Source organism: Paenarthrobacter sp. 10N417, assembly GCF_056394745.1.
On record NZ_JBFTIL010000001.1, the window covers coordinates 398,530 to 421,049 of the forward strand.

Annotated in this window: 17 protein-coding genes; 4 read left to right on the top strand and 13 right to left on the bottom strand. The window is 58.2% G+C overall.

Annotation, left to right across the window (positions count from 1 at the left end):
• Positions 1–323: 323 nt before the first annotated feature.
• The 3 genes from AC1DCM_RS01615 to AC1DCM_RS01625 are packed head-to-tail and all read left to right on the top strand — an operon-like array spanning position 324 to position 4,691.
• Positions 324–602, top strand: a complete 279-nt coding sequence (locus tag AC1DCM_RS01615) for a hypothetical protein (RefSeq protein ID WP_477517050.1) — start codon at positions 324–326, stop codon at positions 600–602.
• Entirely contained in the window at positions 599–4,165 is a 3,567-nt protein-coding gene (gene mobF, locus AC1DCM_RS01620) for a MobF family relaxase (protein ID WP_477517051.1), read from the top strand. Before AC1DCM_RS01615 ends, mobF begins: the two co-directional genes overlap by 4 nt.
• Before the next feature lie 19 nt (positions 4,166–4,184).
• Positions 4,185–4,691 carry a hypothetical protein gene (locus tag AC1DCM_RS01625; RefSeq protein WP_477517052.1) on the top strand — a complete coding sequence of 169 codons (507 nt, stop codon included), beginning with the start codon at positions 4,185–4,187 and terminating at the stop codon, positions 4,689–4,691.
• Positions 4,692–5,150: 459 nt separating this feature from the next.
• Here the strand turns inward: AC1DCM_RS01625 and AC1DCM_RS01630 are convergent, their stop codons facing one another.
• The 12 genes from AC1DCM_RS01630 to AC1DCM_RS01685 all read right to left on the bottom strand — a co-directional run bounded on the left by AC1DCM_RS01630 (position 5,151) and on the right by AC1DCM_RS01685 (position 21,370).
• The gene (locus AC1DCM_RS01630) at positions 5,151–5,657 is read right to left on the bottom strand and encodes a single-stranded DNA-binding protein (RefSeq protein WP_477517053.1); all 507 of its coding nucleotides are present in this window, start codon (positions 5,655–5,657) and stop codon (positions 5,151–5,153) included.
• A gap of 51 nt (positions 5,658–5,708) precedes the next feature.
• The gene (locus tag AC1DCM_RS01635) at positions 5,709–6,866 is read right to left on the bottom strand and encodes an ArdC-like ssDNA-binding domain-containing protein (protein WP_477517054.1); all 1,158 of its coding nucleotides are present in this window, start codon (positions 6,864–6,866) and stop codon (positions 5,709–5,711) included.
• A gap of 84 nt (positions 6,867–6,950) precedes the next feature.
• Positions 6,951–7,451 carry a hypothetical protein gene (locus tag AC1DCM_RS01640; protein WP_477517055.1) on the bottom strand — a complete coding sequence of 167 codons (501 nt, stop codon included), beginning with the start codon at positions 7,449–7,451 and terminating at the stop codon, positions 6,951–6,953.
• Positions 7,448–9,220, bottom strand: a complete 1,773-nt coding sequence (locus AC1DCM_RS01645; protein WP_477517056.1) for a type IV secretory system conjugative DNA transfer family protein — start codon at positions 9,218–9,220, stop codon at positions 7,448–7,450. Before AC1DCM_RS01645 ends, AC1DCM_RS01640 begins: the two co-directional genes overlap by 4 nt.
• 26 nt (positions 9,221–9,246) lie before the next feature.
• Positions 9,247–10,707 (bottom strand): ATP-binding protein, encoded by a 1,461-nt coding sequence (locus AC1DCM_RS01650; protein ID WP_477517057.1) that lies wholly within the window; start codon positions 10,705–10,707, stop codon positions 9,247–9,249.
• The gene (locus AC1DCM_RS01655; RefSeq protein WP_477517058.1) at positions 10,704–12,194 is read right to left on the bottom strand and encodes an SCO6880 family protein; all 1,491 of its coding nucleotides are present in this window, start codon (positions 12,192–12,194) and stop codon (positions 10,704–10,706) included. The genes AC1DCM_RS01650 and AC1DCM_RS01655 overlap by 4 nt, the downstream gene beginning before the upstream one ends.
• Positions 12,187–13,605, bottom strand: a complete 1,419-nt coding sequence (locus tag AC1DCM_RS01660) for a hypothetical protein (RefSeq protein ID WP_477517059.1) — start codon at positions 13,603–13,605, stop codon at positions 12,187–12,189. Before AC1DCM_RS01660 ends, AC1DCM_RS01655 begins: the two co-directional genes overlap by 8 nt.
• Before the next feature lie 12 nt (positions 13,606–13,617).
• Complete coding sequence (locus tag AC1DCM_RS01665) at positions 13,618–13,905, bottom strand: hypothetical protein (RefSeq protein ID WP_017197424.1); 288 nt, start codon at positions 13,903–13,905, stop codon at positions 13,618–13,620.
• Positions 13,906–14,170: 265 nt separating this feature from the next.
• Positions 14,171–16,876: a DEAD/DEAH box helicase gene (locus tag AC1DCM_RS01670; protein ID WP_477517060.1), complete on the bottom strand. Its 2,706-nt coding sequence runs from the start codon at positions 16,874–16,876 to the stop codon at positions 14,171–14,173.
• Entirely contained in the window at positions 16,866–17,888 is a 1,023-nt protein-coding gene (locus AC1DCM_RS01675) for a HamA C-terminal domain-containing protein (protein WP_477517061.1), read from the bottom strand. Before AC1DCM_RS01675 ends, AC1DCM_RS01670 begins: the two co-directional genes overlap by 11 nt.
• 706 nt (positions 17,889–18,594) lie before the next feature.
• Complete coding sequence (locus tag AC1DCM_RS01680) at positions 18,595–19,128, bottom strand: C40 family peptidase (RefSeq protein ID WP_477517062.1); 534 nt, start codon at positions 19,126–19,128, stop codon at positions 18,595–18,597.
• Positions 19,129–20,470: 1,342 nt separating this feature from the next.
• The gene (locus tag AC1DCM_RS01685; RefSeq protein WP_477517063.1) at positions 20,471–21,370 is read right to left on the bottom strand and encodes a sigma factor; all 900 of its coding nucleotides are present in this window, start codon (positions 21,368–21,370) and stop codon (positions 20,471–20,473) included.
• 182 nt (positions 21,371–21,552) lie between these two features.
• Between AC1DCM_RS01685 and AC1DCM_RS01690 the strand changes: the two genes are divergently transcribed.
• Positions 21,553–21,876, top strand: coding sequence for an ArsR/SmtB family transcription factor (locus tag AC1DCM_RS01690; RefSeq protein ID WP_477517064.1), 324 nt, complete (start codon positions 21,553–21,555; stop codon positions 21,874–21,876).
• Here AC1DCM_RS01690 and AC1DCM_RS01695 read toward each other — a convergent pair.
• Positions 21,830–22,336 carry a hypothetical protein gene (locus tag AC1DCM_RS01695; protein ID WP_477517065.1) on the bottom strand — a complete coding sequence of 169 codons (507 nt, stop codon included), beginning with the start codon at positions 22,334–22,336 and terminating at the stop codon, positions 21,830–21,832. The genes AC1DCM_RS01690 and AC1DCM_RS01695 overlap by 47 nt on opposite strands.
• Positions 22,337–22,520: the final 184 nt, after the last annotated feature.

Genomic DNA, 22,520 nt, shown 5'->3' on the forward strand with positions numbered 1-22,520 from the left:
TTTGGCTCGGTAATTGAGCCTTAGCCAACGGCTCCGTCAAATTGGAACGCGCCTATCGGCAGTTTCTTAATTTGCAGTTCCAGACCATAGGTGGCGTTACTAACGGAAGGCGTCCGCATCGCACCACTTTGATGACCTCACCGGCAATGATGATCTTCCCTAACGACCGCAGCTGCTACTCCCCTCACTACCTTCACACCTCTGGCATCCAAGGCCCGTCGGCCGGGAAATCATGCTGAGCGAGCGGGGCGACCACATGAACTGGTGTGAACAGGCAGAGCTCCGGACAGCAACCTAATGACGATGGAAACGGCGAGAATATTATGGACCGGCTCTTAACAGAGCTGCGGTCGCAGTCCTCCGAGCTCGAACGGCTCCATGCCCTCTACGACGAATTGGAAACCAGAAATGGTCTCCTGCACAACGAAGTCCTCCGCCTAAAGCGTGCGCAGAAAACAAACGTCCAAGACCTCGCCCGGGTAGCCGCGGTCTTGCTTCAAATCTCCAGGGCAAAAGGCATCGCCCTCGACCCAGTGACGCTCGACATCCTCCGCCGGCGCGGCTGGCTCCCGGCGAGAAACCGCGCGGGAGCACGGCCATGACGATGTCCATCGCGAGGCTCTCAGTACGGTCAGGGCTCAAGTACCTGTTCAAGTCCACGATGCTGGACGACTTCTCCCCTGCTCCCCCAGACACCGTCAGCTATTACATGAAGACGGGGACGCCCCAAGGTCGGTGGTTGGGCAACGGTCTCCAAGGTATCGCCAGGAAAGCAGGAGATAAGGTCACTGAATCCGATGCACGTTCCATCTTCCAAGACGCAGTCCACCCCGACAGCAAGGAACCGCTAGGGAGACCCCACGGGCAGCAGCGGATCAACCAACAGCCCAGCAATCACAGCGCGACGAAGCACGCCGTCGCCGGCTTCGACCTCACGTTCAGTGTCCCGAAGTCAGTCTCCACGCTGTGGGCGCTCAGCCCACGGGACCTCCAGGAGCAGATCCTGCAGACCCACCATGAAGCCATCGAAGCAACACTGGTCTGGATGGAAGAGCAGGTCATCAACACCAGGTCCGGGCGGAACGGAGTTGCGCACGTCGGCACTAGAGGCGCCATCGCCGCAGCATTCGATCACTGGGAATCCCGCGCTGGCGACCCTCAGCTCCACACCCACCTGGTCATGGCGAATCGAGTACAGCGTGTCACGGACGGCGCATGGGTCACCTTGGACTCCCGCACCCTATACAAAGCAGTCGTCGCCGCCAGCGAACATTACAACGGGTTGCTCTTTGATGCGTTGCACACCAGCCTCTGCACGGAAACCGACATCCGAGCCCCAGCGCAAAACACTCATAACCCAAGCCAGCAACTCACTGGCATCGCTGAAGCCCTTGTCCGCGAATTTTCCAACCGTTCAAGGCTCATCGACATCGAGACCGATCGCTTGGTCCAGCTGTGGACCACGGAACACGGCACTCCTCCAACGGCGACAACCATCGTGAGATTGCGCCAGCAAGCCACTCTCTCGACTCGAACTCCCAAGAATGTCGAGCCGTCCCCGTTACGCACACTGTCCGCACAGTGGCGAGACAGAGCAAAGGCCAAGGGTTTTGATCCCGAATTCGTCGTCGCTTCCACCATTCGGCGCTCCCACTCTCGTCCGTTCCGCGTTGGCGAGTTCACCCCGGACTGGATTGCCGCCGTCGGGCTGGTCACCCGGCAGCGTGTGGCGGCCAAGCGCTCAACCTGGAATCGCTGGAACCTGATCGCCGAGGGTGAGCGTGTGTGCGCTGAGATCCGTTGCTCCTCCCCCGCCGACCGTAACGAGATGATCGATGCCGTGGCAACCGCGGCAGAACGTCAATCCGTGCCACTCAACGAGTACCGATACTGTGTCCCCGCGGATGCCGCTGATGACCTGCGATTCGCCGGACGCAACGTTTTCGACTTCCACGGATCGCGTCTCTACACGGACGAGTCGACGCTTGCGTTTGAGGACGAAGTCATGGCGGCGAAGAACGACGACGGCGGCCCGGCTGTTCCAGTCGATCTCACCTTCCAGACGCTCACCTCATACAGAAACGGCGAAGGGTCACCCCTGCACGATGATCAGCTGACAGCAGCGTCGGAGGTCCTACTGAGCTCCAGCAGGCTCGACGCCATCGTCGGGCCGGCCGGGACTGGAAAGACGACCACCCTTGGCGCGGTCAAAGAAGCATGGGAAGTTGCGTATGGAATGGGCAGCGTTGTTGGTCTGGCGCCGGCTGCTGCGAGCGCCGAGGTTCTTGGCTCGGAGCTGCGGATGGTGACTGAGAACGTTGCTAAGTGGCTGCATGAATCTGTGGGGTCTGGTGCGGCCGAACGGGCAGCGCGATACTTCCACGCGGACGATCGACTCCGTGTGGCAGCGGCCCCCAGCGGCCCAATCGTTGGCCACCTTCAACAAGAGGTCGCTCGGCTATCCGCAGAGCAGTCCCAATGGCGGTTTCAGCCCAATCAGCTGGTGATCATCGATGAAGCGTCTATGGTCTCAACATTCCAGCTCGCAGCACTGGTCCGCCAGGCCACGGAAGCCCGTGCCAAGATCCTCCTCGTAGGCGATCCGGCCCAGCTCGATTCCATCGATGCCGGCGGTGTGCTTGGTTGGCTTGATCGGCAAGGGAAGGCAGCCCGGTTGAGCACGATCTGGCGTTTCAAGGATCCGTGGGAACGGTCAGCCTCCCTCGGGCTGCGTGAGGGACGTCCGTCTGTGCTCGCAGAGTATGAGGACCACGGTCGTATCAGGCATGGCCACTACTCGGACATGGTCGACCGTGCCTACTCCGCGTGGCACTCGGATGTCTTGGCTGGTCGAATTTCGGTCTTGATAGCTCCTGATAACGAGACCGTGCAAATGCTCAATGAACGTGCTCAAGCCGACAGGGTAAGTCTGGGCGATGTGGACGCGGAACGTGCCTTGCTCCTTCGGGACGGGCTTCGAGCCGGTCGTGGCGACATCGTTATCGCCCGTCGGAATGACCGATCCATTCGCGACGATCGAGGTGAGTTCCTTCGCAATGGGACGCTCCTCAAAGTCACGGGATTCGATAGACGCCACGGCGTTCTAAACGCGATACGCAAAGACACCGGAGCTGCCCTACTCTTGCCGAGCAGTTATGTGGAGTCATCCCTGGAGCTGGGCTACGCCACAACGGCCCATCGCAGTCAAGGCCTCACCGTCGACACTGGCCACACCGTCGTGACCCCCGGCCGCCTTACGCGGGAACTGCTGTACGTCAGCATGACGCGGGGCCGGCATTCCAACACGGCCTACGTCAGCGAGAACGACCCGGACGAGGACGAAATCCTGGACCCGACTGCCCGCTCGAGCTGGCGGGTGATCCTTGGCGAGGTCCTTGCTGCCGAAGGTGCGGAGCGAACGGCTCACGAGGTACGGGACTTCGAACGGCAGCACGCCGACAGCCTCGAGCGTCTGAGTCGCGAGTACGACTACTTGGCTCAAATCGCTGCGGGGTTGGATCTCATAAAGGCTATCGACCGTGTAATGCCCGGCTGTTCTGAGGAGATGCGCGAATCTCCAGCTTGGGGCGCCGCCGTCGCTGCCTGGCGACGAGCCAGCAACGTCAATCGCCCCGGAGCCCTGCGGACCTTGAATGAGGCTCTGGGCTCAGAAGCCAATGCACGGGACCTAACCGCAGTAGCCCACGCCCGGCTATGCAGGTTCTGCTCGGCGATGCCCCAAACGCCCCTCGATCCGTTGATTGAGAGGCTGACGATAGACCGACAAGACCTCGCAGAATCGCTGGACCAAGTACGACGGCGGATTGGGAACCGTGCCGAACGCGTCGCCAATGCGGCACTACTTGAGGAGCCTGAGTGGACCACAGAATTGCGCCAGGACATCGGGGTAGGGACAGATCCTTTCGAGTGGGCTGCGTTGATTCGCGAGTTGGCCGTGTATCGAGATCGGTGGGGCCTTAATAGCGCGGCACTCGCCCTTGGTCCGACTCCGGCGGACCGGGAATGGGAACAGCGAGCGCAGTGGGACTTTCTGCAGCGATCAATCGGTCAAGTTGCCACACCACAACCAGCGCTAGAAGATGTCCGCAACGCGTATGAGTTCGACTCCCCAATAAGCCTGACAAGCACTGGATGGCAGCTTTAAACTAGAAGCTGGAGCAAGTATGCAGATGAACCCAGTCCTCAAGCCGACAGTAGCCACACCCGCTCTTATCGTTGCGAGCGCAGTGACGCTGGTGCTTGTTGTGATTTTGACAGTTCTAAGCTTCACGATTTCCGGCACGGCTTGGTTACTGGTCGCCCTCCCGACCCCATCTGTAGTAGTCCTGCTCTTTTGGGCCCAACGTCTCCGTGTCCGACGGCAGTGGCAAACCGAAACCGCAGAACAATGGAAGCGGATCGAAAGCCTGAAGGCGGCTGGCGAGACCACAACCGAGATCACAGTTCTGACTGTAGACGCTCTGCAGCCGACGGGCTCCTGGATCACCACCAGGTGGAATCGCTTCGACCACGTCCAACCAGCATGGCTCGAAGCGCTCCCCGAGCCCATCTGGCCTGGATCCGTTCTGCTGATACGACCAGATCCAGCGCAGGTTCGACCAGGAGCGCCGTGGCCCGAGACATATCGGATCAGTGGCGAGCATGTCCTGGCGTGGGCACCGCTCGCCTAGTTGATGCGATCGCTAACCGCTGCGGTTCAATCACGTCGTACGACTGGCCTATATCCAGAAACCGACGCCAAGAACCTACAGTGGCCGCCCCCTCCACGATTCCTGGTCCACACGCCTAACCTGCCCCGCCGGGAACCACTGAACGTGATAGTCCCGCCTGTCATCCATCCACTCAACCAGCCCAAAGCTCCTCGTATATTTGATCGCCCGACCATAGATCTCCCCCACGCGAACGAGAGGCTGACTACCAGGCTCGAGCTCAATGATCTGGCCGTCGTCAGGTTTCGGGTGGCTGTTGTCGGCGTCTATCTGCGCCAGCATGCGGGCGAAAGCTGTGGAGTCTTGCTTCGGTCTCATAGCAACAAGATTAGAACATATATTCGAATGCGTATTCATGCTGAACAAAGAAGAGCCCACGCCTCAGGAATCGGGACGTGGGCACGGAACGGCGAAGGCAGGTCAGACGGTCATGTCATTCACCGGAGCTCCTCCTAAAGGGGACGTCACCACCGGCCCCTTCGTGGTGACGTTGTACGCAGGCCAGCCAGTCGCCGTCGTCGCTTGTGGACCCGTCGCTTCCACAGCCGCCTCCGGCTCGGCAACTGCCCGCGCCGAGCGTTGATACGTCGCAGTGCCAAAGCGAAGGTCCGGGCCAATGGTGTCAGCGATGATCCGCCGGGCTTCACGTCGTTCCCCGTCTTTGTCGTAAGCACGGAACTCAAGCTCACCCGACACCGTCACAGGGTCACCCTTCTTCAGAGAAGTAGAAGCGTTCTCCGCGAGCATCCGGAACGCAGACACGTTGTGGAAGACCGGTTCGCCGTCTCGCCAGGTGCCATCCGGGTTCTGAATCCGCTGGTTCACGGCAACGCGGAGCTTCGCGTGCGGAGTGCCGGACTCCCCGATGGTCAGTTCGGGATCTGCGACCAGGTTCCCCGCGATAGTGATGGGGATCTTTGTATTCATGATGGTTACCTTCCATAGTCGACGGGCCTCTCCCGACGGACATCTGTGGTTTCAAGGACCAGCAATCTCAGGACCGTTCAATGAAGCATTCGGTCCAGGGACGCCGGCATAGGTCGGACTGGCCACAACCGACGGGTCCGCACTGGCGGCAGCGAACTTCCCTCCGAAACCAGGAGGATCCGAGACCGCCAAGATCCCCTTGGTAGCCCCGGTCACCCGCCCCAGCACCGACTTCGCGATGTCGACGCGCGACGTCGGCACCCGGCCATCCGCGGAATCGTGCTTCAAGTCCCTCTCTGTGCTGATCACAGCGTCGGCCCAGCCAGCCAAATAGGACGCTGACTGCGCCCCACGATCGATGCCGTGGGCCCGCAGGACGGTATAGGCAACTGATTCGGCTTCCACTTCCGCTAGGCCGCGATGATTGGCGCTGCTTCCATACAGTCGTCCCAGACGATCGTTTGGTCCGTGCAAGAGGACGTGACCGAGTTCGTGGGCAAGAACCGCTACCCGCTCCTCGTCGTTCATCCAGGCACCAACTTGAATTCGACGAGCATCAAAGTCGGTATAGCCACTGGTGTAACCGTGTTGAAATCCCGACACCTCAACCCGGAAGCTGTGTTCCTTCGCGACCTCCCGCAGGGAACTCCACAGATCACCCACGTCCGCCCCACCGTGAGCATCCGCGCGAGGCACCAGCAGCGGCGTGCCCTCCGTTTGAGTAACGTCAAAGACAGCCTGCCCGCGCCAACCTGTGATCACGTTCTTCTTGCCTCTGCTGACAGCATCATCAGGTGCAGCCTGATTCGCTGGCAGGAGCTTGCGCTGTCCGTCAGGCAAAATCATTTCCTGCATCGAGGCCGTCCGGGGCGCGATCACCCAAAGCGCATGTTCTCCCCGCAGGACTGTTCGCCCATGCCGGGCCCACTCTTTGTAGCCGGCTACCAGAGTCGGCTCTTGGGTGCCGCGCTGTGCCATCTGCATCATCAGCAGGGCGACGTTACCTCCTGAGTACCGCCACAGGGTTGCGGAAGCGTCAAGCAGAACCTGCCAGCGCATGGGCGAATCAATGGCTTCCTCAAGTGCTGTGTGAAGTCCCCTGGTCAGGTCGGCTATGCGCTCCTCAGGTGACAGGCGAACGTTCGACGGCGGCGCGGCGGCTTCTTCAGCCCCGCTTGCGTCAGCATTCAGTTCAGATTCAGAGGCCACGACAGCCATCCTTCGTGCTTCTAGACGGCCCCAAGTAGGGATCACCTATTCATGTCGAGCAAACGAAGCAACGTCATGACGGGGTCAGCTTCGAGTCTGATGGGTGCCCAGCTTCCAGTCCTCGAAGTCCGGCTCGGCTGGCACGATCCTCATGACCGGTTCCTTGTGACTCTGCAACCCGACGCACCCAGCAGTCCGCGTGTGGGTTCGGAGACGTTCGACGGCGTGTGGCAGCCTCTCGTGGAAAGCCAGTGGCCCGAATCCCGAGTCGTCTGACGTGAAGGATGCCACTTCGGCCCGCTGAAGCGCATAAAGCTCGGCCACGATCTCCGAGTGCCGCCACCAACAATCCGGCACCACCGACGTCGTCAGCTGATACGTTGCAACAAGCCACCGCACCCACCCAAAGAGGCTCTGCCAAACTACCTCTGCCTGCGCCGATGACATGTCCCGCCAACGGTGGGTCAAGCCAGCGTTGCGTGGCGACGGCTGGAACGAGGAACGGAACAGTTCCGCGGTTAGTTCGTCATCCAAGTCGGATACCCGCCCCACCTCGAAGTCAGAGTCATCCGCCTGCGTGCTCATGAATCAGCCTCACTGTCTGCTGCCTGCCTACTCAAATGGCCAGCGGCCAATTCCCGCTCCGTCTCCAGCTTCGACCGTCCCAGCTCAGCGGCGTCCTTGCGCTTATGCCAGTCTCGTAAGTCCAACAGGATGGGACGAGTTCGTCGGCCGAGCATGAGAGCCGTACCAACAGGAAGCCGCCGGATCTCGTCCAAGCGAATAACAGGGCTCTCCCTGATCTGCTCGCCGTCCTGCCGTCCCTGAGACGACCAAGAACGCGTGTTGAGGATGAGGCTCCGTTCCCCCAGCAGTCCCGCCAGCGAGCGCAGATCACGCTCATCCGAGCCGCCACCGAAGATCACCTTGATGATCGCTGAATCCCAGATGGTGGCTGCCTCCTCGATCGACCATCCGCTCCGCGCCTGCGAAAGGGACTGCAGAACCACGAGCGTTGAGATGCCGATACCACCACCATCAGAGAGCACTACAGGCAGGCCGGGCCACGGCGATAGATTCGCTATCTCGTCGAGGATCAGAGAAAGCGGTGGATCGAGTCGGCCTCCAGGTGCGACGAAGGCCAGCTCACGCGCGGCGTTGTCGATGTCGTCAATCAGAGCCGAGAGATAAGGGCCAGCGGCCGCAGCTCCAGAGCGGGTGCCAATAAGGTAGAGAGTCCCCCGTCGCCTGATGAAACTCTTGGGATCAAACTCTTGAGCTTCGTCCTGTGGGTTCAGCGCCGCCAACACCCTAGGAGATGAAAGCGGGGCCACGGCGGCTGAGACCCCAATCCAGGAGTTCGAAGTGTTCCGCGGGTCGTCTTCCAAAATCCCCATCAGATCTGCCTGCCAACCCAACGCTGCACCCGGACGCCCCAGGATATCCAGCGCCTCCCTGGCCAACACCGGACTGGACGACCATCTGCGAAATGCAGCTATTCCCTCCCCTGACAGCGCTGCCGCATGGAGCAGGCACTGGAGCACGATCAGCGAGCGCTTTTGCCATGCAGCATTCTCGCCCTTCATCTCTGTATCTGCGGTGATCACAAGAGCGCGTCGGGTGGCGATATCCGGGTCACCGCAACCACGTACCGGCGACCAGCGCAGCGTCGTTGGCAGACCCGACATGCCCTGAGGATCAAAGACTGTAACCGGCCGCCCATCAGACATCCGCGCTCGCATCGTGACCACGAGGTTGTCAGCTCGCGTTGATGTAGTGACGACAGCGCCGGGCGCATCGAGAATCGCATTGATGACCACGTATAGGCCCTTGCCCGACCGAGGAGCCCCCTGAATGACCATCGACTCTTCGGTGGAAACATGGATAGTCACCCCGCGGGAGCGCCCAAGTGTCCACGAAACATCGTGAATGCTCGGCTTGCTAAGGCCCGGCCGAGTGAATTGTCCACGCTTGCGAACGGCTCTGGCTCCGAAGTCCCGAAGTATCTCTGCCCGGCCAGCTACGCCATCCCTACTCAGGATGTCCTGCCGCAGCCATGCGCCTGACTGTTTCCAGGTTCTCCACGCGAAGGCCGCCGCGAGTGCGAGCCCCGCAAGCAAGGTTAGAACGACGCTCACAACCCACCAGACTGCCGCCATGTCCAAGATGCAGGTTCGGGAGGCACCAACAATCCAGTCCTGGCGGCCCGCAAACAGCCCGGCGCCTGCAGCGGGATTGAAGAACGACGGCGGCCTGCCGCCACAGTGCCCCGCGCCAGCAAGGTGGGCAGCTGCCTGGACCAACAGGCAGAAAGCCATGTAACCCGTCAAAGCCCAGAGTCCCACTGAAACCATGGGAGTGCTGCTACTCGATCTCGCCCTCACAGGTGCATCCGGTCATCGGTGCCAAACACTTCCAGCTCGTCCGTGGTCACTCTGTTGGCAACGATGAATGAGCGGTTCCCAACCTTCCAAAGCCCAACGCCCTTCGGAAGGTTCTCGACGTGCTCGCACTCCGCTTCGGTGAGACCCAGGGCTTCCTTGGTCAGGCGCATGGCGTCATGCTTCTGCCGATAGATGATGCGTGTGTCTGCCTCTGTCAGCAGCCCCAAGGCCTTTTGACGGTGACCGCTAGTGCTGTCCCCGATCTCGTTGAGGTCAGCCACTTTGTGCATGATGAGGAGGTTGGCAATCCCGTAGGTTCGCGCAAGGCGCCATTGCTCGCTCATCTTGGCCAACATGTAGGGATCGGCGAGCATCCGCCAACCCTCGTCATACACCACAAGCCGCTTGCCGCCGTCGGGATTTGTCACTGCCGCCTCCAGCCACGTGGCACTGCAGGCGGCGGCAAGGGACAACGCCTGTTCGGAGGCGCCGATGAGCGCGGACGTATCCATGACCATCATTGGCGCGTCGGCATCGAAGGCCACAGTGGACGGCGCATCAAACATGCCTTCCAAGTCGCCAGATACTGTGCGCCGCAGGGAGTGGCTGACCGATGCGCCGCCGTCCTTGCCAACAAGGGCGAGCGTTTCTGCGGAAGGACTCAACAGGTGGTCAAGCACCATAGGGAGGGTCGGCGTCGAGTTTTCCGCGGTGGTTTCCATCAGAGCCATGTCGAGAGCGGTGTGCTCGACGGGATGCAACGGTGTGCCCTGGCGCATGAGAGACACCAAAGCCACGATCAATTGCCGGCGCCTTTGCCGGACGACAGCCTTCCACTGGGTGTCAGACAGTGAACTAGGCCGGGGACCCGCGTCCAGAGGATTCACACGTGCCGTGCGCCCAGGACCAACGGAAATGACCTTGCCACCCACAGCACGGGCCACCGAGACCCATTCACCCTTGGGATCCGATGCAACGGCCGCTTTCCGTCCCAACGTGATGGAGCGAGCAACCAGCGACTTCCCACACATGGACTTGCCTGTGCCAACCGTGCCAATGACGACGATCGAAGGACCGCTGATGATTCCCTTGTCGTACAAGATCCACGGATCGTAGGAAAAGGCTCCCGAACCAAAGACGTCAGTTCCTATGTACGTTCCCTCGTGGCCAAGTCCTGACTCCGTGATGAACGGGTATGCCGCCGCGAAGGTCATGGTCGAGGCGCGGTGAGGTGCCGGCCGGAGTCTATGCGGTCCCCATAATGACTGCGATTCCCTACTCCCCCAGTCGCCGCCGAGGCGCTCGCGGTCACCGCGCCGTTCCAAGGCTTCGTCAATCCGCTGGCCGAGTTTGCGCTTCTGTGGCAATGACTCAGCAGTTGTCGCCTGTCTGAGACTCTTGCGTTCGGCGCGAGTGCCCGACGGCGTATAGGTCACCTCTTGGTTCTTGAGGCTCATCGCAATCCCCTTCCCAGAGGCAGTCCACCGGCAATGAAAGCTGCCCACTGCTGCCCCGCCAGCAATCGAAGTTCGACGAACGCGCCGGCTGCTGCGGACTCGAGTTCGTGGCGGTGTCGGGCCAGATCCTCCAAGGACATTGCGGTAATCGTCACGAAGGCGGTCGGACGTACATCGCCATGTCCGGCAACGATTTCTTCTTCCCGTTGCGATACTTCTTCTTCCTCGGCTCGCTGCTCCCGCGTCGTGGGTCGGTCGAACCGGGCATTGATCCTGCGACGAGTTTCATGAGCTTCCTGGGCTGATCGGATGTCCCGAAGCGCCTCCAAGGTGGGAACAGCACGAATGACCTGCGTGACGGTGTGCCGGAAGTCGCCGACGTAAACCAGCGGGTGCAGGAAGCCGGGATAAACCTTTTGCCGCGGCCATTCTGCGACCCAGAAAGTCTGGTGGAATCCGGAGTCTGTGCGGAGGTACGTCCAGTGTTCCTCGAGAGCCATTGGACTTGAACTCAGTCGCCGTTGCTTGCTCGGTTGGGAATCCTGCGGCTCACTGTCATTCTTCACCGACCCATGGGAGACCGTTTCAGGATCAAAGGAACCCCTGAATACCTCAAGTAGTCGGGATTCCGAAAGCCACTCGTCCACCCGGACTCCATGAGTTGCCAGGGATGTAGTGATGGCCTGCACCTCCAAGCGCAGAACACGCTCCAGTCCGCCTGTGCCTCCGCCGGATTCCTTGATGCGCCTCCTCGACTTGGCCGTATCCACCACGACGGACAACAAGACGTCGTGGCTCATGGCGGACCCGGCTGCAGCTATCAGGTCCTGATAGGCCAGCTCACCCCACGAATTGCCACCAGGTCGGCCGCCATTTTGCACGATGGTGTGGTCGTAGAAATCCTGAAGGGCGGACGACGGATAGGGAACCGTGTAATCCTGCACGGCGATTCTTGCTATGTCCGATCGCTGGGCCAGCCCGGCCTGCACGCGTGACCAGGCCTGGGCCGCCCAAGCTTTGTCATCGTCGTCGAGGAGAGCGAATGATCTGGTGGTGCAACGCAAGACGACCGTTGCTTCCTTGCCCTGAGGGTCGACGATAAAGCACTCTCCACGGCTAGTCATCTGGAGTTTGAGGCTGCCAAGTCCACCTGGCAGCGCAAGCTTTCCCGCTTTCAGCGCCTTCTCGGGACGGGTGAGGTATCGCGTCTGGCCCAGAATCAAACGCACGAAGAACAGCGTGATAAGGCTGACCCAAATGGGATAAGGGATTCGAGCGTGTTGCAGCACTCCCATCAGCATGAGCAGCAGCCAGATGGGACTCATCGTCGTCAGTCCGACCGGACCTCCTGTTGCAGAGGCGATAATCGCCGTCAGGATACCGAGGGCCAGCAACACGAGCTGGTACCACTTCAACCCAATAAAAATGCCGCGACGCTCATATCGGGGAAATTTGACGGCCTCAAGGGCCCGGGAATCTTCAGTCATGGGGTTTCTCCGGAGGAAGGTGCCCCTCAGAAGCCTTGGGCCTGATGGGCGGCAATTGGGATGTGGGCAGCGCGCTGCCGGGACTTCGCACTTCGGGCTGCCGAGGAGTCCTTGGGCGGTTTGACTTTGGCGGTCCGGCGGCCGGGTTCCGGCCTATCGGCGAGGGCGTCGCAGACGATGCTTGCTTGCTCTGCTCGGTGACGACGACTTCTCCACTCACCACGTTGTCCTGTCTCGCGGTGCTTCCGCGGGCAGGGTTTGCTCCGTACGATGCCGAAGCGTTGTCACCTGAGGTGAGTATCGGCGTCGTGCTTGTCAGGCTGCGCGGTAGGGGCAGTGAAGGTGCCAGCGTGCGCGTGGGCATGTCTCTGCGACTTGAGGGAATTGGTCGCGCTAGTGACGATCTGCCCAACATTGAGGAAATCGTCATGCCACCGAGTTGTCGACTGAACTGCCTGGAGACAACGCTGCTGCTGCGAGCAAGAACGTGGCCGCCGCCGGCCGTTTGAGCTGCGGCTGCGAGTTCGCCACCCGCAAAGCTCACCAGCCTCAGCGCCATCAATGGTGCTCCGCAGGCAAGAACCATGCCAACAGTGCCGGCAGCCAAACCTGCAAAGGACGTCGAATCAGCGAACAGCTTGATCGCCGCTGCAAGAACCGTCGCTGCCAGAGGTTTCGCCAGCAAGAGCGCGACGACGACTTCACACCACCGTCCGGCCCAAGCCTTTGACTTCTCCCAGGGCATCATCATGAGCGCGACCGGCGCGACGGCCGCCAAGACTGCGAGGGCGAACGTCCTGAAGATCATCGAGCACATGAGGATGAACGCCAGGATCCACACGACGATGACGGCCATTACGGTCACAATCGCACCGCCGACGGCTCCGCCTTGGTTGCCAGGCGCGAGGGAGATGACGTTCCATTCCCGCTCGGAGCCTTCCGGCGCTCGTTCGAAACCGAAGAGCCGCATGAAAACGACGTAGGGGTCCGTTCCGATCGATTCCAAGAGAGCGATCGAAGCAGAGTCAGTCACTCGGGTGAGCTGCTGAACCAGATACACCGCCGCAGCAACCAAAGGAACCGCTGCCGCTCCCCCAACCAGCGCCCTGACCAGCCGCCGAGGTTGCTGACTGATCAGTCCAGACAGGAGTTGGAGGATCATCACAACTACCAGCGGAGTCATCATCACGACGACCCACCAATTGGTCAGGCCGCCGATAGCCGCCCACTGCGAATCGTCGACTTCGGAAACGTTGAAGGCCCCAGTGATGAATCCCCACATCCACGAGGCGATGTTCTGAAGGACGTTGGCGAAGATTGAAGTGATGGAACCTTGGACGCCGTCGTTGGCTTGGGAAACCAGTCCGCAGCCCGGCGGCCACCAACCGTTGAGGTCACACTCGATAGGCATGATCGCAAGTGGCTAGAAGCCCAAGGGAAAGGCCGTTTGCGACCACAGTATGTATCCGTTGATGCCGCCAAGGATTGCCGCGACCGGGCCCGTCCACAGCAGGATCACCCCACCGCCCGAGGCCAGCCGCGAGGATTGGCTCAGCTTGCCAGCAAGGAGCATAGCTGCTCCGATGATCGCCACTATCGCTATGACGATGAAGGCGCCGACGAGTATGCCGCCGCCGATTTGCTTGAGGGACTCAAGAAAGGGGAAATTCGCGTTTGGTGTGATCCCAGGATCCACCGCTGCCAGTACCATCTGGTGCTCCATCCAGTCGACTTCCAATGGAATGAGCTGCTTGGGCTCACGACTTCATGGGGGTCGGGGAAGGGGAACGACATGACCGTTGCTCGAGCTAGCATATTCGCCAAAGCGTTGCACTCTCGGACAGTGACTAGACGCGCTAGCACCAAACCAGAGAACGAAGCGCAACATTCGAAATCAATACGTCGCTTGCTGAACACCGGCAACAGTCAGTTGAAATCAACCGCCTCAGTTCAACAGTGTGTGAGGCAGGCCTCCCTTATGAATCCATCTCGAGGGCTTGGTCAAAGGCGACTCCAGGATTACCATCTAGGTCCGCTTCGGACTTAACGAGCAGGCTATCTACCTCCATACGAATGTCATCGTCCAATTGCTCTATGGATAGCAAAGCCTCCACCTCAATCCCTATGAGCTCTCCTCTGTCAGAAAAATTCAACACTTCGGCGTGGTCTTCAACGAGCTTCAATGCGACCGACCGACCAAATCCAACTTCTTGAAGTTCGACCGCTCTTGGGTCAGTTGTTCCATATTCGACTAGGCGAGCAACATTGACGCCGGCCCTATCGACGCCCATAGCGTGGATACTAGACTCATAATAGTTCTGAAGATACGAGATGACTCGGAATCGTAGCCCACCCTCAATATCTAACAGAAGATTCTCAATGACAATATTGATATGCTTTGCAGACGTTGGATCGAAAGGCTCCTTCACGATCCTGCGACCACCCACAAACTCCTCATAAGAGAAATCAACCTCTCGAATGTGATAGTTAATCGAGTTCCGGATAAGTCGATTTAGCTGATCCCCTCGAACCCAGCTCTTCATCAAGAGCGCCCAGTACTTCAAGCGTCGGTCCAGGGCCTTGGGCTTGGAATTTGTACTCACGAGCGAATTTCTCCCGATGGACTCCGTGTCTTGCCAAGCATAAATTCGATTGAGAAGTCGCAGAGCGTCGTGGAAGGTTTCCGTCTCTCCCAAGTCAGCATCTTCGGGAATCAAGGGCTGAGCAGAAGCAGACTTCAGCTCTCGCCATAGGGCCGACTGATACTTTGGGAGTATATCCGGCGAGGATCGGATTAACTCTTCGGGGTAGTCGACGGAATTCACAACAGACTTTAGTAGGTCACTACCGCCGGGAACTTTGTTCAAAAAATTCAAAAGGAGTGGACTGGGTTGCCCTCCTTTTGCGTGCAAAGTAAGTATCGACGCATACTGACGAATCGATTGAAGCTTGTCCGCTGAAGGATTACCAGGAACACGGCGGTTCCTGAGAACATGCTCAATATCGGTGTAATCCTTCTTCCGGTTAGAAGGGGGATCTACCAAAAAACTCGATGCCGAAATCGACTTTAGACTTGGGATCAACTCACGAGCATCAGAATTCCATTTTTTCTCATCATCACGGATACACACCACATTGCCAGAAAAATCATAAGTCAGGCGTCCCGCACGACCAACAAGATTCTCAAAATCAATTGGTGAGAACTTACGAAAACCATGCTTGTCACTCATAATAAATATATTCTTAGCGGGTAAGTTGACACCCTCTAAAAGCGTAGATGTGCACACAATGAACTGAACAGGCGAGTGAGGGTCTGCATAAACGGACTCGATCTTCTCGCGAATCTCCTGCGGCATCTTTCCATGATGATAAGCTACACCATTCTTCAATGTGTCAGCCAAGAAATACTTGGCATGCACAAACTCCTGGACATAGCGAATCAAACCCTGAGTTCTGACGTCCGTCACCGGAGAGAGTAAAGCGGCGAGATCTCTAGCCACCGAGGCCGCTTTCTGCGATCCGTTCACATATATAATCGCCTTGCGCACTCCACTACGTTTGATAATGAAACGCAAGGAGTCATCAGTATCCGGTGGCCCAGCCACCTCCCTAGGAGATCCTTTATAGGCTGAGTAGTGATACTGTTTTTGTCCGACAAAATCGATCAAGTAGCGCTGTTGGGTTACAGTTCTTTCCTTGACGGCCAAGGCTCCATTAGTAGATTTCCCAAAAAGCTCGAGAAAAATCTCAGGATTAGAAATACTAGGAGATGAAAAAATCAACTTGGCCGCAAAGAGACGCGTTACTTCGACAATCGCGTGATAGTAGAGCGAACTGCGGGCATCATTCTCCGCGACTATTTTCTGAGCCTCATCAACGATTAGATAGTCAATCTCGCGTACGGGATTAGATAGATAACGGAGAAGGCGCTCCGGCGTGAAAACAAATACGGTTCGAGAATAACGGTCCCGAATCACGCGTGGCAAAGACGGATAAGTTGCCACGTGAACTTCCGGAACTTCCTTAAAGAGGTTTCGAAGATCCTCTGCTGTCTGTCCAACCAGCGCTTTCGTCGGTACCAGCACTACAACACTTCGCTGATTTAGGTCGTCGTTTCGCACAATATCGTAAAGCGAGTCTTTTATTATGAATGACTTGCCCAGAGAGGTAGGACCCGAGAAGCTGAAGAAGTCAGTCGCCCTCATCTTTGAAACGATCCTGAACTGCGCATCGGTAAGCACAGCGTCGTTACGGCTATTGGAGTGGGCGAGCTCCTTGGCCACGCGCACTGCACCCTTCGAGATGGGTAGCGCGTACTTACTCTCGCCGACTTTGTGCAGCGTTCGCAGACCAGGAAAGTTGCCGAGTTGAATCAGCACAGCTTCCGCGACGCCACGCACGCGTTCGATCTCCGCAGACGATAACGCAGCCATGTCACCATAGTCATTAAGGAATGAGATAACACCATAGGCGAAGGAACGATGTTCGCTTATTGTTGAGTGAGAAAGAACATCGGCGTAGCGAAGAAGATGTCCCAGCTCTTCAGAAGACAAACGGTCTTGCCGTTGGACACCAAGATATCCATCTGTCACTATTCGCTCGATCTTGGTCACCAGGTCTTGAAAGTCCTTACGACCCAGGATGATCTCACCGAGTCCATCGGCCACGGACTTACTTACCATTCTGTTTCGCCTTCTCAGCTAGGCGGTCCATAGTCTTCACACTCGGTGTTCTGCCACTCAGCTCTTCGGCGATTCGCATCCGTACTTCCTGAACTCCCTGGACACCGTCAACGGTTCTTCTCTTCAAAAAGGGAATCGCGTAGATGTAGAAGTGATGCCCCCCTAGACCAAACTTACTTATCTGATTCGCAATGGTTTCGACTTGCTTGGTGATGGCATCTTGAGCCATCCTCTTCAGGTGCGATTCAATTTCCTCATCAAGGTAGTCTTCAAAGGCAATGTCCAAGGCATCGATCTCGTAGCCTAAGAAGACGCCAAAAGCATTAGACTTTTTTACGGCATCTGCTGCACGCGCGGATGGCAACAAGATTTCGGCCAACTTGCTGATTTTCTCCTGATCCGCAATCTCCTGCATGATCTGAGACTCGACCAGCCAATTATCCCATTGAAAAAGGTTTCTCTTTGTTTCGGCCATCGATTTGAACGCCGACTCTATCGCATTCTTTATGCTAGAACCGGGTTTACTCTTTGTGTCACCATACATTTTAGATTCGCCAAATATGAGCTGATAGTTTGACGCGTCTACTTCCAGCAAGTGCACACCATCCGCACCATTCACGTACAGTTCAGGCGAAGTCTTTAGCTCCATCTTGGAAAGAACCTTAGGAGCTCCGAGATGGCCTTCGAGGAAAGCATAAAGAAGAAGTTCTCCTCCTTCGCCTGCATTTTCATCAGGCGTCTTGAACTGTGCTTGAATTTTCTTGCGCATTTCAGGATATCGCGAGATATCGCTTACTAGTTCAGCATACTTTGTACGCGACAGGACGTAGGTGTCGCTATGGTTTAGGAGTTGAGTGTACAACGGTCCAAGTGCGAAATCCCCGTCTTCAATGCGCAGCACATGCAGATGGAGCGATGTTTTTTTCTGGATCTCGAAATCGACAGACTTATAAAAGAGATCCAAAAATCGCTCTGGCTTGAGAATTGTAAGAGGAAGAAGCGGTGAGGACATTTAACGTTCAACCCGATCCGTTGCTTCAACCGTCAGTACACTCCGGATCGTAGATCCGCAAAACCCTAGAACGAAGAACTCTTCCATGCTGCTGACTGGCCCCATCTTTTATTGTCTCTATCTTCGCCAAATATTTGCCTAATGGCACATGTGTCCACGTCGTCCAGCCTTGAATCAGTTCGCCCATGACTCTAAGGTCAGAAGCTCACCCTGACCGCCGCCCAAACTGCCCTGGAGGGACACTGGTCCGCTTTACTTTGTGAAGCCTTGCGGAGGCCATCGCTGCGAGGATGATCACAAAATGACGACGCCATTTGGCCTTCGACGACCCAAGCCGTCAGCTTGGGCGGCTCAGGCCTGTACAAATCGGAGGGCTCACGGGACGCACCCGTGGAGTGCCTGACCACTTATGGTGGCAGCACACGCAGAATTAGTAGATCACGTTTCAGAGTCACCCAAAAATCCCGTCCACGGAACGGGTAATTTTGCACCTCAGTCTAGCTGTCAACGTCGAATTGGTAGGTTCGACTGGCCACTGTTGTCTAGGTTGAGGCGGCGCTTCTCGCCGTCCAACTACACGCGCAAGGTCCAGTCACGGGAAGTGGGTGTTCCTGTTCGGAATTCCAGACGCCCCACAACGTGCGTGATGCAAAGGGTTCGGCCAGCCAACTACAGCTGGTGCAACGAGTCTTCTCTCATCGTCAGTTCAAAACGTCTGCAATAGGTCGAAGTATGCGGTCCCCGGGTTCCAGTCGATTGGATGCAGCAGCGTTCCAGCGGACGGGTTGAGCGCGCTATACATCATCCCGTCGCCCGCATAAATGCCCACATGTCCCCAGTTGTATGGACCTTTGGGATTTTGAACCACGAGGTCTCCGATCTGAGGCTTGTCCGTCATTCGCCCGACTCGCCACTGCTCCACACGAGGTAGTTCGATTCCGACTTGGCGGTAGATCCACTGCACAAATCCCGAACAGTCCCAGGCTTTGAAAGCCGTACCACCCCAGACGTAAGCACCGCCTAAGCCTGCCTGGGTAAAGCGCAGAATATCCTTTCGGATCTGAGACAACCCTTCGGCGGAAACCGAATCTGGCCGAGCACTCTCCCCCGCCCCGCACGCCGGGACCGGGGCGACACCTTGGAGCAGGTCTATGATGGCGGTCGCCTGCGGTTCCCACCGGGCATAAAGCTCCGGAAACGCAGACACCTGGACTGCTTGGGCTGCCTGCCCTTTGCTCATGGCAGACCAGCCCGGCACATCCAGCAGACCTCGAGGACTACCCTGATTCGGTCCGGACGGCCCTCCATAGAATGCCCGTGCGTTGTAGGAAAGGTCCATCAACTCTGCAACGGTTCCCCAGCCAGCCGCTGGCCTCTGCTGTGCCGACCCTACTGAGTCGTGGTCGCTCCCAACCCCGTCATGAGGAAACTGGAATGACGCAGGGACATTCGCGTTGGCGAGCATCCGGAGGGTCGATTCCTGGAGCGACATCATTATGGCGATCACCATCGCCTCCCGAGGAACACTAAGTTGCTTCCCGACGGAAATGTACCCCAGTGCCACAGCAATCTGCCCTGCGGACAGTGCAACGGCTTGTCCATCCGGTCGAGATCCGCTGTTCTCGAGGACGCCCTGTGTGACCGCGCTGCTGCTGGACACACACCCGACAGGTGATTCCGGTTTCTCTCCCGAGAAGGCTAAACCGACGACACTGATGACAACACCCAAGGAAAGCACAATGACGAGAACGACGGCGGTGGCAGCCCGTCTGAGCGTTCGGCGCCTGGCTAGGGCCATCGCCAATGTCGCATGCGGCATCAGTAGACGATCCGGCTAGTCGAGGCATAGAAGCCGACCATTTGGCATCGATCAGGCGGGGCGGTCGCTGCCGGCGGGCAATTAGCTATGACGCTGACCGGCGCTGTGTATGAATTGCTGCTACTGACTGTCTGGTCAACGACCTTGAGTCGAACCGTGCAGACATGAAGTCCCACCCACGGAGCCGGCCGTTCGCGAACCTTCACGAGTTCGTTGTCGCATGCCATGGATTCGAACGTCGCAACCCTGTAGGCACCTTGGCCCGCAAGCGAAGCGAAGGACCCCGCGTTTATGCCCGTTGCCTCAAACTCCTGGACCAGGATGGCCAACGGATTTGATCCGTCAGGGAGGACGAACCACCAACCCCGAATTCGAGCGTACACATCCGAATAGGACGAAATTCGGGTGTCCCAGCTATAGATTGTTACGGCGGCCGCGGAAGCAAGCGCCCGATAATCGGCCGTGGCAGGCGGAGCGGACGCAGGCACCTTAGGGAGTGGAGCTGACCTCGTTGGTTTCGCTGTAGTAGACGGGGAAAGGCTCGGCGGAGAGTTGCGGGTTTGAGACTCTTCGGATGGGACACCCGTCCCATCGGGAGACGGGGACTCCTGCGGTACGACCAGAACGAGAATGAGGGTGCCAAAGATTGCCGTCAGTGCTAAACCAAACACCCAGCGACGAGTTGCTCGCCCACGCCAAAGCGACTTCACCGTGTTTGCCTCCTAGCCTCTTCATGGCTCAGCTCCCCATTGAGCAACATGACTCAACCAGTCGAAATCATGGAACTGCGAATGACCCTCCATGCCGCTTGGTACAGGCGACGGGCCGTGCCGATTTGAACGGCCACATATCGATCAGTGACTTTGAACTCCTCGGCGACCGCGGCGATGGCAACCTGCCGTTCGACGCCGTGATGTTCGGGCAGAACGATTGCATCGGCCACTCCCCGCAGCAGCGGACTCGGCAGACAGCCAACGGCGTGCCGGCATAGACCGGGCATGTCGCGCACAGCTTCAGGATCTACATCCAACGCTTGGCTTACCGTCTTTGCAGTCTGCCGGACCGTGGTGACTGCATTCCAGCGGCGACGGTCTTGCGGCGATGGAGGGGCGAATCGTCGCGGCTCGGTAAGACTGCCCACGGCGAGGCGCCATACCGAAGCTGACACAGCGGCTCGAGTCAACCCAAGAACCATATGCGCCCATTCTTGATCGATGAATTCCTCGGCATCGCGGTAATCACGGGACACGACCAGCACCGTTAGCTGCTGAACAATGTTCAAGCTCTCACTGTTGCCCGGATCCAAAAGTAGCGGCAGCGTCTTGTGGCCGAGTTCCCTGCGGACGTGCGCTGCGCAGACATTCCCGGCGACGCCTTGCACCCAGGCCCCGAACGGAACTCCAGGGATCTGTCGGTAATTTCCGCGTGCCACCCCGTCCCAGACAGCCATCCTGATGTCTTGCATGACATCGTCCACATCACACGAGCGGCCGATCCGAGCCAGGTGCGAGATGACGTAGCGACGCACGGCTTCGACTGCTCCCATCATTTGCTCGACGGAAACTCGCAGGGTCGGTGTCACCGGATTCAGCAGCGAAATGTCCACCGGGGATGGGTTTGAGGTCTCTATTTCAGCGTTGCCCGCCAGGTGTTCCAGGCTCATGGCTCTCACCGCTTCGACTAACGGATTCGAATATCTCCAGCGCCACCAGACGTGGTGACTCAACGCGGCAGTGACGACACTGACCACAACACAAGCTTCTAAAGAATATTGTCGAAGATAATTAAAGTATCGTCAAGACCCACGTTCTTACTTTTTGCATGTTGTTCAGCAAGAATGGAGCCATGCCACGGATCACGCAGCCTCACGACGACGCCTGGTCGCCAGACGTTGAAGGCGCCGTGGCAACGTTCGGGAACCGCTCCCGGAATGAGATTCTGAGGTTCCTGACGGCGAATGGTCCGGCGTCCAGAGGGGACATCGTCGCGGCCGTCAGCGCCGGCGAGCCCAGCGTCGCCAAACACCTCATCGCACTTGAACAGGTCGGCGCCATTGAGGTCGATGTGGAGGCTGGGCGGCGTCACGGCCGCTCTCCCCGCTACTCGGCCAATCCTACCCGCATCAAGGAGTTGCTGGACGCCCATCTCCGGTACGTCTTGGAGGAGTAGCCGCGGCACGCTCCCCGTTCGGGTGCAAGTCGATGTCTTTGTTCAGATACTCGGAGATTGCGCGAAGTGTCTCCGGCGAGACGTCCCCGAGCGTCCTAGCAGCGAATGACTTCACCCGGGCTGCCCTCAGAGACTTCACAAACTCCAACTGCGAGTCGATGCGTTCGGGAAGATCATCTTCGACGCCGTTCAGCAAATAGGAGGGATCGACGTCGAACATCTCGCAGATAGCGCCAAGCAGCTGCGGATCACTGACGAGACGACCTGTCCCGTCCTTCATGTAAAACCATCTGGCCCTGGAGATTTTGACTCCTCGAGCTCGGAGTCCGGCCTCAATCTCCCTGAAAGTGACGGGCGAACCCCTCTCGGCTACAACGACGTCGAGCAGCAGGTTTAGCCGGCGGGCAAGGGTCGCCTGTGGTGACAACTCGCCGTTGCGGCTAGCGTCTTTTGCCGGCATGCTCCACTTGCCTCGTTTCAATAGAAATACTGCTGCGTTGCCATCAGTATTCCGCGAGCGCAGTGACTAAACAATCAACCCACCTTGAATCTAGTCCGCTGCCTACATGAGGCGTATCCTGATGCTGTAGACCCGTCTACAGAAGCAGCCTCCACAATCGTGAGCCGTGGTTTGAATGTCGACA